This is a genomic window from Streptomyces sp. DSM 118878, from assembly GCF_052936595.1.
Genome location: NZ_CP193622.1, coordinates 4136932 through 4154243, shown reverse-complemented (window position 1 = coordinate 4154243; position 17312 = coordinate 4136932). Strand labels below are relative to the sequence as shown.

Here is a 17312-nt window from a genome sequence, read left to right as displayed (position 1 = left end):
GAGTGAGCAAACCAATGGAGGTCGGACATGTTCGGGCACAGGTGGAGTACGCGATGGCTGCTGCGGCGGGTCCAAGCGGCGGGCAAGGACGCGGGAATGGTGACGTCCGAGTACGCGATGGGGCTGATCGCAGCGGTGGGGTTCGCCGGGCTGCTCTACAAGGTGGTGACGAGCGGGCAGGTCAGGGCGGCGCTGCAGGCGATCGTGGAGAAGGCCCTCCATGCGCAGTTCTGAGGCTTGGCGGAGGCGGTGGGCAGGAGCCCGGCCCCGGAGGGGCGCCGGTCTCCGGGACCGCTGTCGGGACGCGGGGTTCGTGACGGCGGAGGCAGCCGTGGTGCTGCCGACGCTGGTCCTCTTCGCCATGGCGCTCGTCTGGACGCTCCTTGCCGCGTGTGCGCAGGTCCAGTGCGTGGACGCGGCGAGGGCGGGTGCCCGTGCCGCGGCACGGCAGGACCCGGAGGCGGTGGCCGTCGCGGCGGCGCGGCAGGCGGCACCGCGTGGGGCGCAGGTATCGGTGCGGCGGGAGGGCGACCTGGTGCGCGTCGAGGTCGAGGCGGACGCCCCGGGCCCCACGGTCCTGGGCCTCGGCGTGCGGCTGCGGTCGGAAGCGGTGGCGTTGGCTGAGGAAAGCGTGGGGGTGGGCGTATGACGGGCAGGCCTTGGCGCGGGATGGCGCGGGATCGAGGGGCGGCGACGGTATGGGTGACGGTGGTGATGGCTGTGCTCTGCGTGATCTGCGGGGCGGTGCTGGCGATGGGGCAGGCCGTCATGGCCCGGCACCGGGCGGGAGGGGCGGCGGATCTGGCGGCGCTGGCGGCGGCGGACCGCTGGGCGGCGGGGAGCGCGAAGGCGTGCGAGGGGGCGGCCAGGGTGGCCGAGGCGCAGGGCGCGCGGCTGGTGGACTGTTCCGTACGGGGAGAAATCTCCGAGGTGACGGCCTCGGCCTCCGTAGGCCCCTTCTCGCCGCGGATCAGGTCCCGCGCGGGGCCACGGCGGGCAGCGCCGCCCGAAGGACCGGGGGCCGCGTCGCCGCGAGGCCCGGCGTCGTCAACCGGAGCCGGACCTATAACCCGCCCACCCGGCCTCCCCTAGGCGGCCCCCGCCCCCCGAAGCCGCCTCTGGTCCCGAGGGGCAGCCGTGCCCGCCCCGGAAGCGGCCCTGGGCCCTGCTAGGCCGCCTGCCGCGGAGGTGGAGGGCGCCCCGGTCCCTGGAGCCGCTCCCGCTCCCGGAGGGGAAGCCATGGCTGCCGTGGAGGGCGTACCTGGCTCTCAGGCCGCCTCTGGTCCCGAGGGGGAAGCCGGGCGTGGCCTGGACGCTGTACCTGGCTCTGGCGAGGCCGTGGCTGCCGTGGGGGCCGTACCTGGCCCCGAGGCTGCCTCCGGACCCGAGGGCGAAGCCGCGCCCGCCCCCGCAGCCGAGGCCGCCCCCGAAGCCACCCCCGCCCCCGAGCTCGCCCCGGAAGTTTCCGCATCCCGCAACAGCACCGAAAGCAACCGCACCGCGCCCCGTTTGTGCAACGGCTCGTTGCCGTTGCCGCACTTGGGGGACTGGATGCAGGAGGGGCAGCCGGCATCGCATTCGCAGGAGGCGATGGCCTGGCGGGTGGCCGTCAGCCATTCGTGGGCCGTGTGGAAGGCCCGTTCGGCGAAGCCCGCCCCGCCGGGGTGGCCGTCGTACACGAAGACCGTGGGAAGGAGCGTGTCCGGATGCAGCGGCACGGAGACACCGCCGATGTCCCAGCGGTCACACGTGGCGAAGAGCGGCAGCATGCCGATGGAGGCGTGCTCGGCGGCGTGCAGGGCCCCGCCGAGGACCTCGGGGTTGACGCGGGCGGCGTCCAGTTGGTCCTCGGTGACGGTCCACCAGACCGCCCGGGTGCGCAGCGTACGAGGAGGGAGGTCCAGCTTGGTCTCGCCGAGGACCTCACCCGTGATGACCCGTCGGCGCAGGAAGGAGACGACCTGGTTGGTCACCTCGACGGAGCCGTAGCAGAGGCGTCCCTGGCCCCAGGGGACCTCGACGTCCGTCTCCAGGATGGAGATCGCCGTGGTGTCGCGCGCGGTCGTGGAGTACGGCGGCGCGGCCTCCTCGACCAGGGCCACGGAGTCCTCGAGGTCGAGGTGGCGCACGAGATACGTGCGCCCCTGGTGCAGGTGGACGGCGCCCTCGTGGACGGTGGTGTGCGCGGCGGACGCGTCGACGGTGCCGAGCAGCCGCCCCGTGCCCTCCTCGACGATCTGGACGGGCTCACCGCCCTCGCCGCGGATGTCCGTGAGGTCGGCGGCCCGCTCCCGGCGGGTCCAGTGCCAGGCCTTGGTGCGGCGGCGCAGCAGCTTCGCGGCCTCCAACTGCGGAAGCAGCTCCTCGGCGGCCGGGCCGAAGAGCTCCAGGTCCCCCTCGGTCAACGGCAGTTCGGAGGCGGCCGCGCAGAGGTGGGGCGCGAGCACGTAGGGGTTGTCGGGGTCGAGGACCGTGGACTCCACGGGCTGCCGGAACAGCGCTTCGGGATGGTGGACGAGATAGGTGTCCAGCGGATCGTCCCGGGCGACGAGGACGGCCAGCGACCCCTGCCCGGAGCGACCGGCGCGCCCGGCCTGCTGCCAGAGCGAGGCGCGCGTGCCCGGATAGCCCGCGATGATGACGGCGTCGAGGCCCGACACGTCGACGCCGAGTTCGAGGGCCGTGGTGGCGGCGAGGCCGAGGAGTTCGCCGGAGTGCAGGGCGCGTTCCAGGGCGCGGCGCTCCTCCGGGAGGTAGCCGCCGCGGTAGGCGGCGACGCGGTGGGGGAGGGAGCGGTCGACCTCGGCCAGGCGTTCCTGGGCGATCACCGCGATCAGCTCGGCGCCGCGCCGGGACCGTACGAAGGCGACCGAGCGGACGCCCTGGACGGTGAGGTCGGTGAGGAGGTCGGCCGTCTCGGCGGTGGCGGTGCGGCGGACCGGGGCGCCCTTCTCGCCGTGGAGGTCGGTGAGCGGCGGCTCCCACAGGGCGAAGACGAGGTCACCGCGGGGTGAGGCGTCGTCGGCGACCTCCTTCACCGGCACCCCGGTGAGACGCTCCGCCGACGCGGCGGGCTCGGCGGAGGTGGCGGAGGCGAGGAGGAAGACGGGTTCGGAGCCGTAGCGGGCGCAGAGGCGGCGCAGGCGCCGCAGGACCTGGGCGACATGGGAGCCGAAGACGCCGCGGTAGGTGTGGCACTCGTCGATGACGACGTAGCGCAGGGCGCGCAGGAAGGAGGACCAGCGCGGGTGGGACGGCAGTATCCCGCGGTGCAGCATGTCGGGGTTGGTCAGCACGTAATTGGCGTACTGGCGCACCCACTCGCGCTCCTCGAAGGGCGTGTCGCCGTCGTAGACGGCCGGACGCACGGCTTTGCCCAGGGGAGCGGCCAGTTCCCGGACGGCACGGCGCTGATCGGCCGCGAGGGCCTTCGTGGGGGCGAGGTACAGAGCGGTGGCGCCACGCCCGTTCGGTGCCTCGGATCCGTCCATGAGGGCGGAGAGGACGGGGGTGAGATAGGCGAGCGACTTGCCCGAGGCGGTTCCGGTCGCGACGATCACCGATTCGCCGTCCAGCGCGTGCTCGGCGGCCAGCGCCTGGTGGGCCCAGGGGCGCTCGATGCCCGCGGCCCGGACGGCGGACACGACCTCCGGCCGGATGCGGTCGGGCCAGCCTGCATACCGGGCCTCACGTGGGGGCATGTGCTCCGTATGAGTGACGCGCGAAGCACGGCTCGGCCCAGCGGTGAGTCGGTCGAGGACCGCCCGCGGAGAGGCGTGTGCCCGGGCGCCCGCAGGGGGTTCTCCGGGGGGAGAAATGTTGGCCATCGGCATCGAGTGTGTCACTGGTGGGATGGACAATGGTCGTAAGGCGTCGTGCATGCCCGCCGGTAAGTGATTGAATGCCATCGCGGCTGGCGATCCGTCCTGGGGGCTCTGCCGAGGTGTCCCGAGGGATGACCGCTCGATAGCAAGGTGCTGGAGGATCCGTGGACCTGTCCCTGTCGACCCGTACCGTCGGCGATCGTACGGTCGTCGAGGTCGGTGGCGAAATCGATGTATATACCGCGCCCAAGCTGCGCGAGCAGTTGGTCGAGTTGGTGAACGACGGCAGTTTCCATCTGGTCGTCGACATGGAGGGCGTGGATTTCCTCGACTCCACCGGACTCGGCGTGCTGGTCGGCGGCCTGAAGCGCGTGCGTGCCCATGAGGGCTCGCTGCGCCTGGTCTGCAACCAGGAGCGCATTCTCAAGATTTTCCGTATCACCGGTCTGACCAAGGTGTTCCCGATTCACACCTCGGTCGACGAAGCGGTCGCGGCCACCGACTGAGTGGCGGCGGCCGAGCGCCGGACGACGGAGGTCCGGCGCACGGCCGGACGCTCCGGGCTCTCGGCCCGGTGCGGCAGTACAGCAGGGGGCTGGGCTTCGGCCCGGTCCCCTGACCGCACGCGTGTATGTCCGAGGGGGACGTATGGCCACCGTCGAGCTCCGCTTCAGCGCGCTGCCCGAGCACGTGAGGACCGCCCGTCTGGTGGCGGCCGCGGTCGCGCGCAGGGCCGGGGTGGACGAGGCCGTTCTCGACGAGGTCAGGCTCGCCGTCGGCGAGGCCTGCACGCGCGCCGTCGGACTGCATCAGACCAGCGGCGTCACGGCGCCGGTGCGGGTCTCGCTCATCGAGGACGAGAAGCAGTTCTCCATCGAGGTCGGCGACGAGGCACCCCGTTCGGCCCCCGGTGACCGGGCGCCCGGCGCGGCGGGCCAGGGCGAGGAGCTCGAGGCCGACGGCGAGGACGAGATGGGTCTCGCCGTCATCAGCGGTCTCGTGGACGACGTCGAGGTCACCGCGGGCGAGTCCGGTGGCCAGATCCGCATGAGCTGGCCGACGACCCCCGCGCCGCTCCTTTCCTGAGCGCGGCGCGCCGGGGCACTCCTGCCGCGACGATCACCGCGGGACCCATGAAACCGGTATGCCCGCACCTCCCGTACCTCCCACACCGCCCCCACCCCCTGTCGTCCCCGTGATGAACACACCCCTGTCATCCCCGTGATGAACAGGGGCTTTTCTTTGGGTGATCTTATTTCAGGCTTGATCGACGATCTTTCGGCAATCACTCGTCAACGGGTTTGAGGCATTACCGCTTTTGGGGCCAATCGATGACCCGGATCATTTGCTGAGGAGCAATCTCCGGTCAATTGCGTTAGTGGCGCTCTGTTTTGATCAGGTTCTGCTCCCTACAATCCGTCCACATCTTGAGCTCAGGTCAAGCGTCAAGGAGGACGAATGGCGGGGCTTTCTACCCCTCATCAGATTGACCACCCCTCAACCTTCGCAGCTGCAGTACTGACGGACGACAACCGTCTCATCGTCATGGTGATCGCGGCCGTGGCGCTCGCGGCGCTCGTCGTCGCGGGCGTGCTGGTACGCCAGGTTCTCGCGGCCGGCGAGGGCACCGACAGCATGAAGAAGATCGCGAAGGCGATCCAGGTGGGCGCGAATGCCTATCTGGGACGCCAGCTGCGCACTCTCGGCGTATTCGCCGTCGTGGTGTTCTTCCTGCTCATGCTGCTGCCCGCGGACGACTGGAATCAGCGCGCCGGACGATCGATCTTCTTCTTGGTCGGAGCGGCGTTCTCGGCGACCACCGGCTATATCGGTATGTGGCTCGCCGTGCGCAGCAATGTGCGCGTGGCGGCCGCCGCCCGGGAAGCCACTCCTGCGGAAGGTGAACCCGAAAAGGATCTCACCGCCGTCTCGCACAAAGCCATGAAGATCGCTTTCCGCACGGGCGGCGTCGTCGGCATGTTCACGGTGGGGCTCGGTCTTCTGGGCGCCTCCTGTGTGGTGCTCGTCTACGCGGCCGACGCGCCGAAGGTGCTGGAAGGTTTCGGCCTCGGTGCGGCGCTGATCGCGATGTTCATGCGTGTCGGCGGCGGCATCTTCACCAAGGCCGCCGACGTCGGCGCCGACCTGGTCGGCAAGGTCGAACAGGGCATTCCGGAGGACGATCCGCGCAATGCCGCGACCATCGCCGACAACGTGGGCGACAACGTCGGCGACTGCGCGGGCATGGCCGCCGACCTCTTCGAGTCGTACGCCGTGACGCTCGTCGCCGCGCTGATCCTCGGCAAGGTGGCGTTCGGCGACGCCGGGCTCGCCTTCCCGCTGCTCGTCCCGGCCATCGGTGTCGTGACAGCGATGATCGGCATCTTCGCGGTGGCGCCCCGGCGCTCCGACCGCAGCGGCATGAGCGCCATCAACCGCGGATTCTTCATCTCCGCGGTGATCTCGCTGATCCTCGTGGCCATCGCCGTCTTCGTCTACCTGCCGTCCACGTACGCGAAGCTGGACGGCGTCACGGACGCGGCGATCAAGGGCCACGACGGCGATCCGCGGCTGCTCGCGCTGATCGCCGTGGCCATCGGCATCGTGATGGCCGCCCTGATCCAGCAGCTCACCGGGTACTTCACCGAGACGACCCGACGCCCCGTCAGGGACATCGGCAAGACCTCGCTGACAGGACCGGCCACGGTCGTCCTCGCCGGCATCTCGATCGGCCTGGAATCGGCCGTCTACACCGCGCTGCTCATCGGGCTCGGCGTGTACGGGGCGTTCCTGCTCGGCGGTACGTCGATCATGCTCGCCCTGTTCGCGGTCGCCCTGGCCGGTACGGGACTGCTGACCACCGTCGGTGTCATCGTCGCCATGGACACCTTCGGCCCCGTCTCCGACAACGCGCAGGGCATCGCGGAGATGTCCGGTGACGTCGAGGGCGCGGGCGCGCAGGTGCTCACCGACCTGGACGCCGTCGGCAACACCACCAAGGCCATCACCAAGGGCATCGCCATCGCGACCGCGGTCCTCGCGGCCTCGGCGCTCTTCGGGTCGTACCGCGACGCCATCGCGACCGCGGCCAGGGACGTCGGCGAGAAAGTCGGCGACGGCGCTCCGATGAACCTGGTCATGGACATCTCGCAGCCGAACAACCTGGTGGGCCTGATCCTCGGCGCCGCGGTCGTCTTCCTCTTCTCGGGGCTCGCGATCAACGCGGTGTCGCGGTCGGCGGGCGCCGTGGTCTACGAGGTGCGGCGGCAGTTCCGCGAGCACCCCGGGATCATGGACTACACCGAGGAACCGGAGTACGGGCGCGTCGTCGACATCTGTACCAAGGACGCGCTGCGCGAGCTGGCCACGCCAGGTCTGCTCGCCGTGCTCACGCCGATCGCGGTCGGTTTCTCGCTCGGCGTCGGCGCGCTGGGCTCGTTCCTCGCGGGCGCGATCGGCACGGGCACGCTGATGGCGGTCTTCCTCGCCAACTCGGGCGGTGCCTGGGACAACGCGAAGAAGCTCGTCGAGGACGGCCACCACGGCGGCAAGGGCAGCGAGGCCCACGCCGCGGTCGTCATCGGCGACACCGTGGGCGACCCGTTCAAGGACACCGCGGGGCCGGCGATCAACCCCCTGCTGAAGGTGATGAACCTGGTGGCGCTGCTCATCGCGCCCGCGGTCATCAAGTTCAGCTACGGGGACGACGCCAGCGCCGGCATGCGGGCGCTGATCGCGGTGCTCTCCATCGCGGTCATCATCGGCGCGGTCTACATCTCCAAGCGGCGCGGTATCGCCGTGGGGGACGAGGGCAACGCCGAGCGCGCGGCCAAGCCGGTCGACCCGGCGGTCGTCTCGTAGAAGGCCCCTCAGGGACCGTCCAACACGCGGGCGGACGGCGCGTTTTGACGCGACGTCCGCCCGTCGGCGTGCCCCGCTCTCCGCCCGCTGCCGTGCGGCGGGCGAGCCGTGAGCCTTCTCTCCCGCTCCCGGCACTCTCTGGCTTGGTGCAAATGGCTGCAATAGGGGTTGTATCAGACCCTCGGCATGCGGATGTAGCCCAGTTGGCGTGTAAGTTCCGGGGCCGAGAGCCATGGAAGGGACCAATCCGGTGAACAAGAAGCTTGCAGCCGCACTGTCCGGCGGTGCGGTACTGGTACTCGCTCTGTCAGGGTGCAGCAGCGACGACGGCAACAAGGAGCTGGACGACTGGGCCAAGAAGGTCTGTGACTCCGTTCAGCCGCAGTCGAAGAAGATCGCGGACGCCAACACCGCGATCCAGGAGGAGACCTCGGACAACAGTTCGCCGGCCGACGTCCAGAAGACGGACTCCAAGGCGTTCCAGGACATGTCCGACGCCTACAAGGCGATGGGTGACTCCGTGAAGAAGGCCGGCGCCCCGCCGGTCGACGACGGCAAGAAGAAGACGGACGACGCCGTCAAGGAACTCCACGCCATCTCCGCGTCGTACGGGGACCTGAAGAAGCAGGTCGACGGCTTGGACACCAAGAACCAGGCGGACTTCGCGGACGGCCTCAAGGACGTCGCGGGCGAGCTGGACAAGCTGAGCAAGAGCGGCAACAGGGCGCTGGAGAAGCTCCAGGAGGGGGAGGTCGGCAAGGCGATGGGCCAGCAGGACAGCTGCAAGAGCGCGTCCGCCACGCCCTCCACCAAGAACTAGCTTCTTTCGGCCGTACGTTCCTCACGCCCTCGGTGCCCAGTGCGGCGCCGGGGGCGTCGGCGTGACGGAGGGCCACAATGGAGGGGTGAGTAATGCCAGCCTCCCCCTGCCCTCGTCCGACCGAGCCGACGTGTCCGCCGCCCTGCGCAAGGCTCTGCTCGACGCCGCCTTCACCGCCGACGGGCTGCTCGAACTGCTCGGGGCCACCGCGTACGCCGCGCTCGCCCGCAGCGAGACCGTCCCCGCGCTGCGCGCCACGCGCGGCGACGGAGCCCTCGCCGCGCTCGTCCGCCTCTTCCTGCTCCAGGAATCCGTCCCGCACGCGCGCGTGGCCGACGTTCTGCCCGTCGACGCCCTCCTCGAGAGCGGCTGGCTGACCGGAGGGGACGGTGAGCTGCGGGCGACCGTGGACGTGCGGCCCTACGGCGGGCCGAGCGGCGAGGACTGGTTCATCGTGTCCGACCTGGGGTGCGCGGTCGGCGGCGCGGGCGGCATCGGCAGCCATGACGAAGGCATCGTCCTCGGCGTCGGCGGGGCGTCCACGACGCTCGCCGGGATCACCGTGCGGACGCCGGTGGCCGGCGCCCTCGACCTCGGGACCGGCTCGGGCATCCAGGCGCTGCACGCCGCGCAGCACGCCACGCGCGTGACCGCGACCGACCTCAACCCCCGGGCGCTCCAGTTCACGCGGCTCACGCTGGCGCTGTCCGGGGCGCCCGCGGCGGACCTGCGGGGGGGCTCGCTCTTCGAGCCGGTGGCGGACGAGACGTACGACCTGATCGTGTCCAACCCGCCCTTCGTGATCTCGCCGGGCGCCAGGCTCACCTACCGCGACGGCGGGATGGGCGGGGACGATCTGTGCCGTTCGCTCGTTCAGGAGGCGGGGGAGCGGTTGAACGAAGGGGGGTACGCGCACTTCCTGGCCAACTGGCTGCACGTGGACGGCGAGGAGTGGCAGGACCGCCTGCGCTCCTGGGTGCCGCGCGGCTGCGACGCCTGGATCGTGCAGCGCGAGGTGCAGGACATCACGCAGTACGCCGAGCTGTGGCTGCGGGACGCGGGCGACCACCGTACGGACCCCGCGCGGTACGCGGAGCGGTACGAGGCATGGCTGGACGAGTTCGAGGCGCGCGGGACGCGGGCCGTCGGCTTCGGGTGGATCACCCTGCGCAAGACCGGCGCCGCCGAGCCGGTCGTGACCGTCGAGGAGTGGCCGCACCCCGTCGAGCAGCCGCTCGGTGACACGGTGCGGGAGTTCTTCGAGCGCCAGGACTACCTGCGCACGCACGACGACGCGGCGCTGCTCGCCGGGCACTTCAAACTCGCCGACGAGGTCATGCAGGAGCAGGTCGGGCTGCCGGGCGCCGAGGACCCGGAGCACGTCGTGCTGCGCCAGCACCGCGGGATGCGGCGGGCCACCAAGGTGGACACGGTGGGCGCCGGTTTCGCCGGGGTGTGTGACGGGTCGCTGAGCGCCGGCCGGATCCTCGACGCCATCGCTCAACTGGTCGGCGAGGACCCCGTGTTGCTGCGCGACCGGACGCCCGCGCAGATCCGGCTCCTCGTGGAGCAGGGCTTCCTGCTGCCGGTCGAGGCGTAGGAACCCGTGCGCCCCGCCGAAGCGCCGACCGGACCCCGGCGTAGCGCAGACCGAGCCCCGGCGTAGCCCCGTCTCCGTCCGCGAGGGCGGGGCGGCGGGCCCGCTCCCCGGCGGGCAGCCGCAGCGATCCGGCCATGATGAGCGGAACCGGCCAACATCCCGTACGGCTCAGGAAATTCGGGGTGCTCCCGGGCAGGAGCGCCGAACCGCCTCTGAGGCGCCGCGCGGAGGCGGCAGTCGCCGGCCGCTCGCCGGGGGAGCGGGGGCCGGCCCGGCGGGGCAAGGGGCCGCCGACCGTTCACCCCGATTTCGCGCTCCCGATTCCCTCGCGTGTCAGCCTCCGAGCGGGGACCGCGAAGGAAGAGCTGCACGGGGAGGCAATGGCCATGGAGAGCGCACCAGCGATCTTCGCCGGGACGGTGTTCGCGCTGTTCGGCGCCGGGCTGCTGCTGTGGACCGGCGCGCGTGTCGCGCACCGCGCACCCGTCGCCCAAGGTGTGAGTCCCGTCGCATCGGCGACGCTCGCCGCACTCGCGGGTTCGGGTGCGCTGCTCCTCGCGGCGTGGTGCTTCACGCGGCTGTGAACTCGCTGCGTGGCCGCCCTCTTCCGGTGGGGCGGAGCGGCGTACTCCGGTGATCGCCCCGGTGGCGTGGGGCCACTGCCCGGACCGGGCGCCGAAACGGCAGGTCCACCCTCCGGGCGGCAGGAATGGCGGTAGTCGGGTTACCGTTCGAGTGGCCGTTGCGGGCTTTTCCCGTTTGACACGGGGGCGGGATGTACCGTCACACTCCGCAGCGACAGCGCAACGCAAGCCATGCGAGCACTGCCACCGCACTGCCAGGAGTACTGCCACGAGCATTGCCCTCGCGCACTGCCACCGAGCGTCGAACCGGAGAGAAGAGCGAAGTTGTCCCCGACCAGCGAGACCGCACAGGGCGGCCGCCGACTCGTCATCGTCGAGTCGCCTGCCAAGGCGAAGACGATCAAGAGCTACCTCGGCCCCGGCTACGTAGTCGAGGCCAGCGTCGGGCACATCCGTGACCTTCCCAATGGCGCCGCGGAGGTGCCCGAGCAGTACACCGGCGAGGTGCGCCGCCTCGGCGTGGACGTCGAGCACGACTTCCAGCCCATCTATGTCGTCAACGCCGACAAGAAGGCACAGGTCAAGAAGCTCAAGGAACTGCTGAAGGATTCCGACGAGCTCTTCCTCGCCACCGATGAGGACCGCGAGGGCGAAGCCATCGCGTGGCACCTCCTCGAGGTCCTGAAGCCCAAGGTTCCCGTCCACCGCATGGTCTTCCACGAGATCACCAAGGACGCGATCCGCAGCGCCGTCGCCAACCCGCGCGAGCTCAACCAGCGCATGGTCGACGCCCAGGAGACCCGCCGCATTCTCGACCGCCTCTACGGCTACGAGGTCTCGCCGGTCCTGTGGAAGAAGGTCATGCCGCGCCTGTCGGCGGGCCGTGTGCAGTCCGTGGCCACCCGCCTCGTCGTCGAGCGGGAGCGCGAGCGCATCGCCTTCCGCTCCGCCGAGTACTGGGACCTGACCGGTACCTTCGGGACCGGCCGCGCCGGTGACGCCTCCGACCCGTCGCAGCTCGTCGCCCGCCTCACCACGGTCGACGGCAAGCGCATCGCACAGGGCCGCGACTTCAACTCCGTCGGACAGCTCAAGTCCGACACCCTGCACCTGGACGAGGCCAACGCCCGCTCGCTGGCCGCCGCCCTGGACAACACCGACTTCTCCGTGCGGTCGGTCGAGTCCAAGCCCTACCGCCGCTCGCCGTACGCCCCGTTCCGTACGACGACCATGCAGCAGGAGGCCTCGCGCAAGCTCGGCTTCGGCGCGAAGGCCACCATGCAGGTGGCCCAGAAGCTGTACGAGAACGGCTTCATCACGTACATGCGTACGGACTCCACGACCCTGTCGGACACGGCGATCACCGCCGCCCGCGCCCAGGTCACGCAGCTCTACGGCAGTGACTACCTGCCGGACAAGCCGCGCACGTACGCCGGCAAGGTCAAGAACGCGCAGGAGGCGCACGAGGCGATCCGCCCGTCGGGCGACCGTTTCCGTACGCCCGCCGAGACCGGCCTGACCGGTGACCAGTTCCGGCTCTACGAGCTGATCTGGAAGCGGACCGTCGCCTCCCAGATGAAGGACGCGGTCGGCAACTCCGTCACGGTCAAGATCGGTGGCCGCGCCTCCGACGGCCGCGACGCCGAGTTCAGCGCGTCCGGCAAGACGATCACCTTCCACGGCTTCCTCAAGGCCTACGTCGAGGGCGCCGACGACCCGAACGCCGAGCTGGACGACCGCGAGCGCAGGCTTCCGCAGGTCAGCCAGGGCGACGCGCTCTCCGCCGACGAGATCTCGGTCGACGGCCACGCGACCAAGCCGCCGGCCCGCTACACCGAGGCCTCGCTGGTCAAGGAGCTCGAAGAGCGCGAGATCGGCCGCCCCTCGACGTACGCGTCGATCCTCGGCACGATCCTCGACCGCGGGTACGTCTTCAAGAAGGGGACGGCGCTCGTCCCCTCCTTCCTGTCGTTCGCCGTCGTCAACCTGCTCGAGAAGCACTTCGGGCGCCTCGTCGACTACGACTTCACCGCCCGGATGGAGGGCGACCTCGACCGCATCGCGCGCGGTGAGGCGCAGGCCGTGCCGTGGCTGCGGCGCTTCTACTTCGGTGAGGGCGAGGGCTCCGGCTCCGCGGCCGAGGCGGGCAACGGCGACGGCGACCACCTCGGCGGGCTCAAGGAGCTCGTCACCGACCTCGGGGCGATCGACGCCCGCGAGGTGTCCTCCTTCCCCGTCGGCGACGGCATCATGCTGCGCGTGGGCCGCTACGGCCCCTACATCGAGCGCGGCGAGCGGGACTCCGAGGAGCACCAGCGCGCCGACGTCCCCGAGGACCTGGCGCCCGACGAGCTGACCGTGGAGTACGCGGAGGAACTGCTCGCCAAGCCGAGCGGTGACTTCGAGCTGGGCGCGGACCCGGTCTCCGGCAACCAGATCGTCGCCAAGGACGGCCGCTACGGCCCTTACGTGACCGAGATCCTCCCCGAAGGCACCCCGAAGACCGGCAAGAACGCGGTCAAGCCGCGCACGGCCTCGCTCTTCAAGACCATGTCCCTCGACACGGTCACCCTTGAGGACGCGCTCAAGCTGATGTCGCTGCCGCGTGTGGTCGGTGCCGACGCCGAGGGCGTCGAGATCACCGCGCAGAACGGGCGGTACGGGCCGTACCTCAAGAAGGGCACGGACTCGCGGTCCATCGACACCGAGGAGCAGCTCTTCACCATCACGCTGGAGGAGGCTCTGGAGATCTACTCCAAGCCGAAGCAGCGCGGGCGGGCCGCGGCGAAGCCGCCGCTCAAGGAGCTCGGCGAGGACCCCGTCAGCGGGAAGCCCGTCGTCGTCAAGGACGGGCGCTTCGGGGCGTACGTGACCGATGGCGAGACCAACGCGACGCTGCGCGCGGCGGACTCCGTGGAGGAGATCACCCCGGAGCGGGGTTACGAGCTCCTCGCGGAGAAGCGGGCGAAGGCGCCTGCCAAGAAGACGGCGAAGAAGGCCCCTGCCAAGAAGGCGCCTGCCAAGAAGACGGCCGCCAAGAAGACCGCCGCGAAGAAGACGACCGCTACGGCCAAGAAGACCGCGGCCAAGAAAACGACCACCAAGAAGGCCGCCACCAAGAAGACGGCCGCTTCCGCCGAGAGCGCTGCCTCGGAGAGCTGAAGTCCCGGCTGCCGGGTGCCGTGATCCTTCGGTACCCGGCGGCTTTGGCGATGTGCCCGACGATCGTACGGTCGTTTGTTCGGGTGGGCACGCATGGACGTTGGCGGTCCGGATAGGCTGGACGGATGACGCGTGCCGAGCAGCCAACGGCCGGAATTCCGGCCCCCGACGACGCCCTGGTCGCAGATTCCCGAGAGCGTGCCGTCCGCGCCTTGCTGCGTGTACCGCAACTGAAGCGCCTGTGGAGCGCACAGCTCGTGGGCAGTGTCGGTGACGCCCTCGCCCTGCTCGTCCTGGTGATTCTCGCGCTCCAGTCGGCCATCTCCGAAGCAGCCTTCGGCGGTGGCTACCGGGGTGTCGCCCTAGCGATCACCGCCGTCTTCGGAGCGCGTGTCCTCGCGACACTGCTCTTCGGGGCGGTGCTCCTCGGGCCCCTGACCTCCCTCACGTCACCGGGCGGACCACTCGACCGGCGCTGGACCATGGTCGGGGCCGACGGCGTGCGCGCCGCGCTGCTCGTCGTCGCACCGCTGTGGATCGACTGGACCCCGGACAACGCCCTCGCGGTGATCCTGGTGACGTCCTTCGTGGTCGGCGTCGCCGAGCGGTTCTGGACGGTCGCGAGGGAGTGCGCAGCGCCCGCGCTGCTGCCCCCGCCGCCCCCGGAGGGCGCGACGGTGCGGCCGCTGCCGGACCACATGGAGGCGCTGCGGCGTCTGTCCCTGCGTACGGGATTCGTGGCGCTGCCCGTCGCGGCCGCCGCGCTCGTGGCCATCACCCTCGTCGGCAACCTGCTCGGCGCCGGGCTCGACTGGTTCGCACTGCACCAGGCCGGGCTCGCCTCGTTCGTCGCGGCCGGCCTCTTCGCCGCCTCGCTCTCCATCGTCTACTCCCTCGAACTGCCCGGCAGGCAGACGCCACGCGCGCGTAGCCCGCTCGAAGGGCTGCGCAGGCCGCGCACCGGCACCGGCACCGACAGGGGGCGTACGGGTGCCATCCCGCTGCTCGTCGTCGCCTGCGCCGCGGTCGCCACCGCCATCGCCGCGGCCGTCGCCGTGGCCCTGCTGCACGCCAAGGACATGGGCGGCGGACCCGTCGCGTACGGCCTGGTCGTGCTCGCCCTGACCGGCGGCACCGTCGTCGGCATCCTCGGCGCGCCGTCCCTGCTGCCCTCGCTCTCGCGCCGCCGGCTGCTCGCGCTCGCGATCGCGCTCACCGGCACCGCGCTGCTCGCGGCGGGCCTCGTGCCCGATGTGACCACCGTGCTGCTGCTCCTGGCCCTCGCCGGAGCCTCCGCGGGCGTCTCCGCGAACACCGGGCACGCGCTGCTCGACCAGGAGGTCGAGGACTACCGCAGGACCCGCACCGCGGAGCACCTGCAAGCCGTCGTACGCCTCTGTGTCGCGCTCGGCGCCCTCGTGGCCCCTGTGGTCGCCGCCCTGATCGGGCCGCACCGCGTGGTCAACGGCAAGTTCGTCTTCGACCACGGAGGCGCGTCCTTCACCCTGATGCTGGTCGGCGCGCTGCTCCTGCCGGTGGCCGCGCTGCTGCTCGCCAAGACCGACGACCGGCAGGGCGTACCGCTGCGGCACGATCTGCGCGACGCCCTGCGCGGCGGCGACGACCCGGCGCAGGCGACCTGCGCCACCGGCTTCTTCATCGCCCTGGAGGGCGGCGACGGCGCCGGCAAGTCGACCCAGGCCGAGGCGCTCGCCGAGTGGATCCGCGCCAAGGGTCACGAGGTCGTCGTCACCCGCGAGCCGGGGGCCACGCCCGTCGGCAAGCGGCTGCGGTCGATCCTGCTCGACGTCTCGTCGGCCGGTCTCTCGCACCGCGCCGAGGCACTGCTGTACGCCGCCGACCGCGCGGAGCACGTCGACACCGTCGTACGCCCCGCCCTGGAACGCGGTGCCGTGGTGATCTCCGACCGGTACATCGACTCCTCCGTCGCCTACCAGGGCGCCGGACGCGACCTCTCGACCACCGAGATCGCCCGCATCAACCGCTGGGCGACCGGTGGCCTCGTACCGCATCTGACGTGCCTGCTCGACGTGTCGCCCGAGGCGGCGCGGGAGCGGTTCACGGAGGCGCCCGACCGACTGGAGTCGGAGCCCGCCGAGTTCCACGCGCGCGTGCGGTCCGGTTTCCTCACCCTCGCCGCGGCCGACCCCGGGCGCTACCTCGTCGTCGACGCCGCCCAGGAGCCCGAAGCGGTCACCACCGTGATCCGGCACCGGCTCGACGTGGTGCTCCCGCTCTCCGAGGCCGAGGTGAAGGCCCAGGAGGAGGCGCGTAAGGCCGCCGAGGAGGAGGCCAGGCGCAAGGCCGAGGAAGAGGCCGCGCGCAAGGCCGAGGAGGAGCGCCTTGAGCGCGAGCGCCAGGAGCAGCTCGCCAAGCTCCGCGCCGAGGAGGAGGAGCGCAAGCGCCGCGAGCTGGAGGAGGCGCAGCGCCGCGAGGCCGAGCGGCAGGCCGAGGAGGCCAGGAAGCGTGCCGAGGAGGCGCGCCGCAAGGCCGAGGAGGAGAAGGCGAGGCTGCTCGCGGAGGAGAAGCTCCGCGAGGCCGAGGAGGCGCGGCGCCGCCGGGAGGCCGAGGAAGAGGCCAGGCTGCGCGCCGAGGCGGAGGAGCGCCGCCTGGAGAAGCAGCGCAAGGCGGAGGCGGCGCTGCTCCGGGCGGAGGAGGCGCGGCGGATGGCTGCGGCCTCCGCGGCCGCGGCTGCCGCCGAGGCGGAGACGGCGCGGGCTGCCGCTGCTGCCAAGGCGGCCGAGGCGTCTGCGGCCGCTGCTGCGGCCGCACCGAAGCGGGCGGATCTCTCCAAGGCCGCGGGTTCCGCTTCGGACTCGGGCTCTGCTTCAGGCTCGGACTCGGGCTCTGCTTCGGGCTCGGGCTCGGGCTCTGCTTCGGGCTCGGGCTCTGCTTCGGCTTCGCCGAAGGACGCGGCTCGGGGGACGGCCGCCGGTTCGTCCGGCGCTCAGCCCGTCCCGGACAACGAGACCACCGTGCCGACGCCCGTGGTGAAGCCGCTCACCGGTCCCGCCGACGAGACGGCCGTGCTCCCGGCGGTACGGCTCGACGGGCCCGGCCCCGAGGACACCGAGGTGATGCCGCAGCCGCAGGTTCCGGGTGCGACGGACGAGACGGCGGTGCTGCCCGCCGTCCCGGAGGACCAGGTGCCGCGCGGCTACTACCGCGACGAGCGGCCCACGAGGTCCGCCACGCCCGACGGGCCCAACGAGCGGACGGCGGAGCTCCCGCAGGTCGACGAGCAGGGCGTACCCCGGCGACCGCGGCCCGACTGGGCCGAGGAGACCCCGCTGGACGACCTGCCGACGCTGGCGGACGAACTGCTCGGCGGACAGGACGGCGAGGGCGACAAGGACGGACGGCGGCGGGGCCGGGGCGGGCGCCGGGGCTGACGGTCCGGCGGCCCGCGTGGTCAGTGCCGTGTCCCGTGTTGTCAGTGC

General features: G+C 71.5%; 12 protein-coding genes. 11 read left to right on the top strand and 1 reads right to left on the bottom strand.

Annotated features, from left to right (window positions below):
• Positions 1-27 precede the first annotated feature (27 nt).
• From ACRAKF_RS18375 to ACRAKF_RS18365, 3 genes are read left to right on the top strand one after another with little or no spacing between them, the layout of a single operon-like run.
• On the top strand, positions 28-234 hold the full coding sequence (locus ACRAKF_RS18375; protein ID WP_447038244.1) for a DUF4244 domain-containing protein: 207 nt from the start codon (positions 28-30) through the stop codon (positions 232-234).
• Entirely contained in the window at positions 221-649 is a 429-nt protein-coding gene (locus ACRAKF_RS18370) for a TadE family type IV pilus minor pilin (protein ID WP_447038243.1), read from the top strand. Before ACRAKF_RS18375 ends, ACRAKF_RS18370 begins: the two co-directional genes overlap by 14 nt.
• Positions 646-1092, top strand: coding sequence for an Rv3654c family TadE-like protein (locus ACRAKF_RS18365; RefSeq protein WP_447038242.1), 447 nt, complete (start codon positions 646-648; stop codon positions 1090-1092). Before ACRAKF_RS18370 ends, ACRAKF_RS18365 begins: the two co-directional genes overlap by 4 nt.
• Positions 1093-1268: 176 nt before the next feature.
• Here ACRAKF_RS18365 and ACRAKF_RS18360 read toward each other — a convergent pair whose 3' ends face one another.
• Complete coding sequence (locus ACRAKF_RS18360) at positions 1269-3908, bottom strand: DEAD/DEAH box helicase (protein WP_447038241.1); 2640 nt, start codon at positions 3906-3908, stop codon at positions 1269-1271.
• An 80-nt stretch (positions 3909-3988) separates the two neighbouring features.
• On the opposite strand from ACRAKF_RS18360, the gene bldG reads away from it, so the two are divergent.
• From bldG to tmk, 8 genes are all read left to right on the top strand, one after another.
• Complete coding sequence (gene bldG / locus ACRAKF_RS18355; RefSeq protein ID WP_005475923.1) at positions 3989-4330, top strand: anti-sigma factor antagonist BldG; 342 nt, start codon at positions 3989-3991, stop codon at positions 4328-4330.
• Between the two features lie 142 nt (positions 4331-4472).
• Entirely contained in the window at positions 4473-4910 is a 438-nt protein-coding gene (locus ACRAKF_RS18350) for an ATP-binding protein (RefSeq protein WP_447038240.1), read from the top strand.
• 372 nt (positions 4911-5282) lie between these two features.
• Positions 5283-7685, top strand: coding sequence for a sodium-translocating pyrophosphatase (locus ACRAKF_RS18345; protein WP_447038239.1), 2403 nt, complete (start codon positions 5283-5285; stop codon positions 7683-7685).
• Between the two features lie 232 nt (positions 7686-7917).
• Positions 7918-8505, top strand: coding sequence for a small secreted protein (locus ACRAKF_RS18340; protein WP_447038238.1), 588 nt, complete (start codon positions 7918-7920; stop codon positions 8503-8505).
• Between the two features lie 85 nt (positions 8506-8590).
• Positions 8591-10105 (top strand): DUF7059 domain-containing protein, encoded by a 1515-nt coding sequence (locus ACRAKF_RS18335; RefSeq protein ID WP_447038237.1) that lies wholly within the window; start codon positions 8591-8593, stop codon positions 10103-10105.
• Between the two features lie 386 nt (positions 10106-10491).
• Positions 10492-10689 carry a hypothetical protein gene (locus tag ACRAKF_RS18330; RefSeq protein ID WP_447038236.1) on the top strand — a complete coding sequence of 66 codons (198 nt, stop codon included), beginning with the start codon at positions 10492-10494 and terminating at the stop codon, positions 10687-10689.
• Positions 10690-11013: 324 nt separating this feature from the next.
• The gene (gene topA, locus ACRAKF_RS18325) at positions 11014-13851 is read left to right on the top strand and encodes a type I DNA topoisomerase (protein WP_447038235.1); all 2838 of its coding nucleotides are present in this window, start codon (positions 11014-11016) and stop codon (positions 13849-13851) included.
• Between the two features lie 125 nt (positions 13852-13976).
• Positions 13977-17264 carry a dTMP kinase gene (gene tmk, locus ACRAKF_RS18320; protein WP_447038234.1) on the top strand — a complete coding sequence of 1096 codons (3288 nt, stop codon included), beginning with the start codon at positions 13977-13979 and terminating at the stop codon, positions 17262-17264.
• Positions 17265-17312 lie beyond the last annotated feature (48 nt).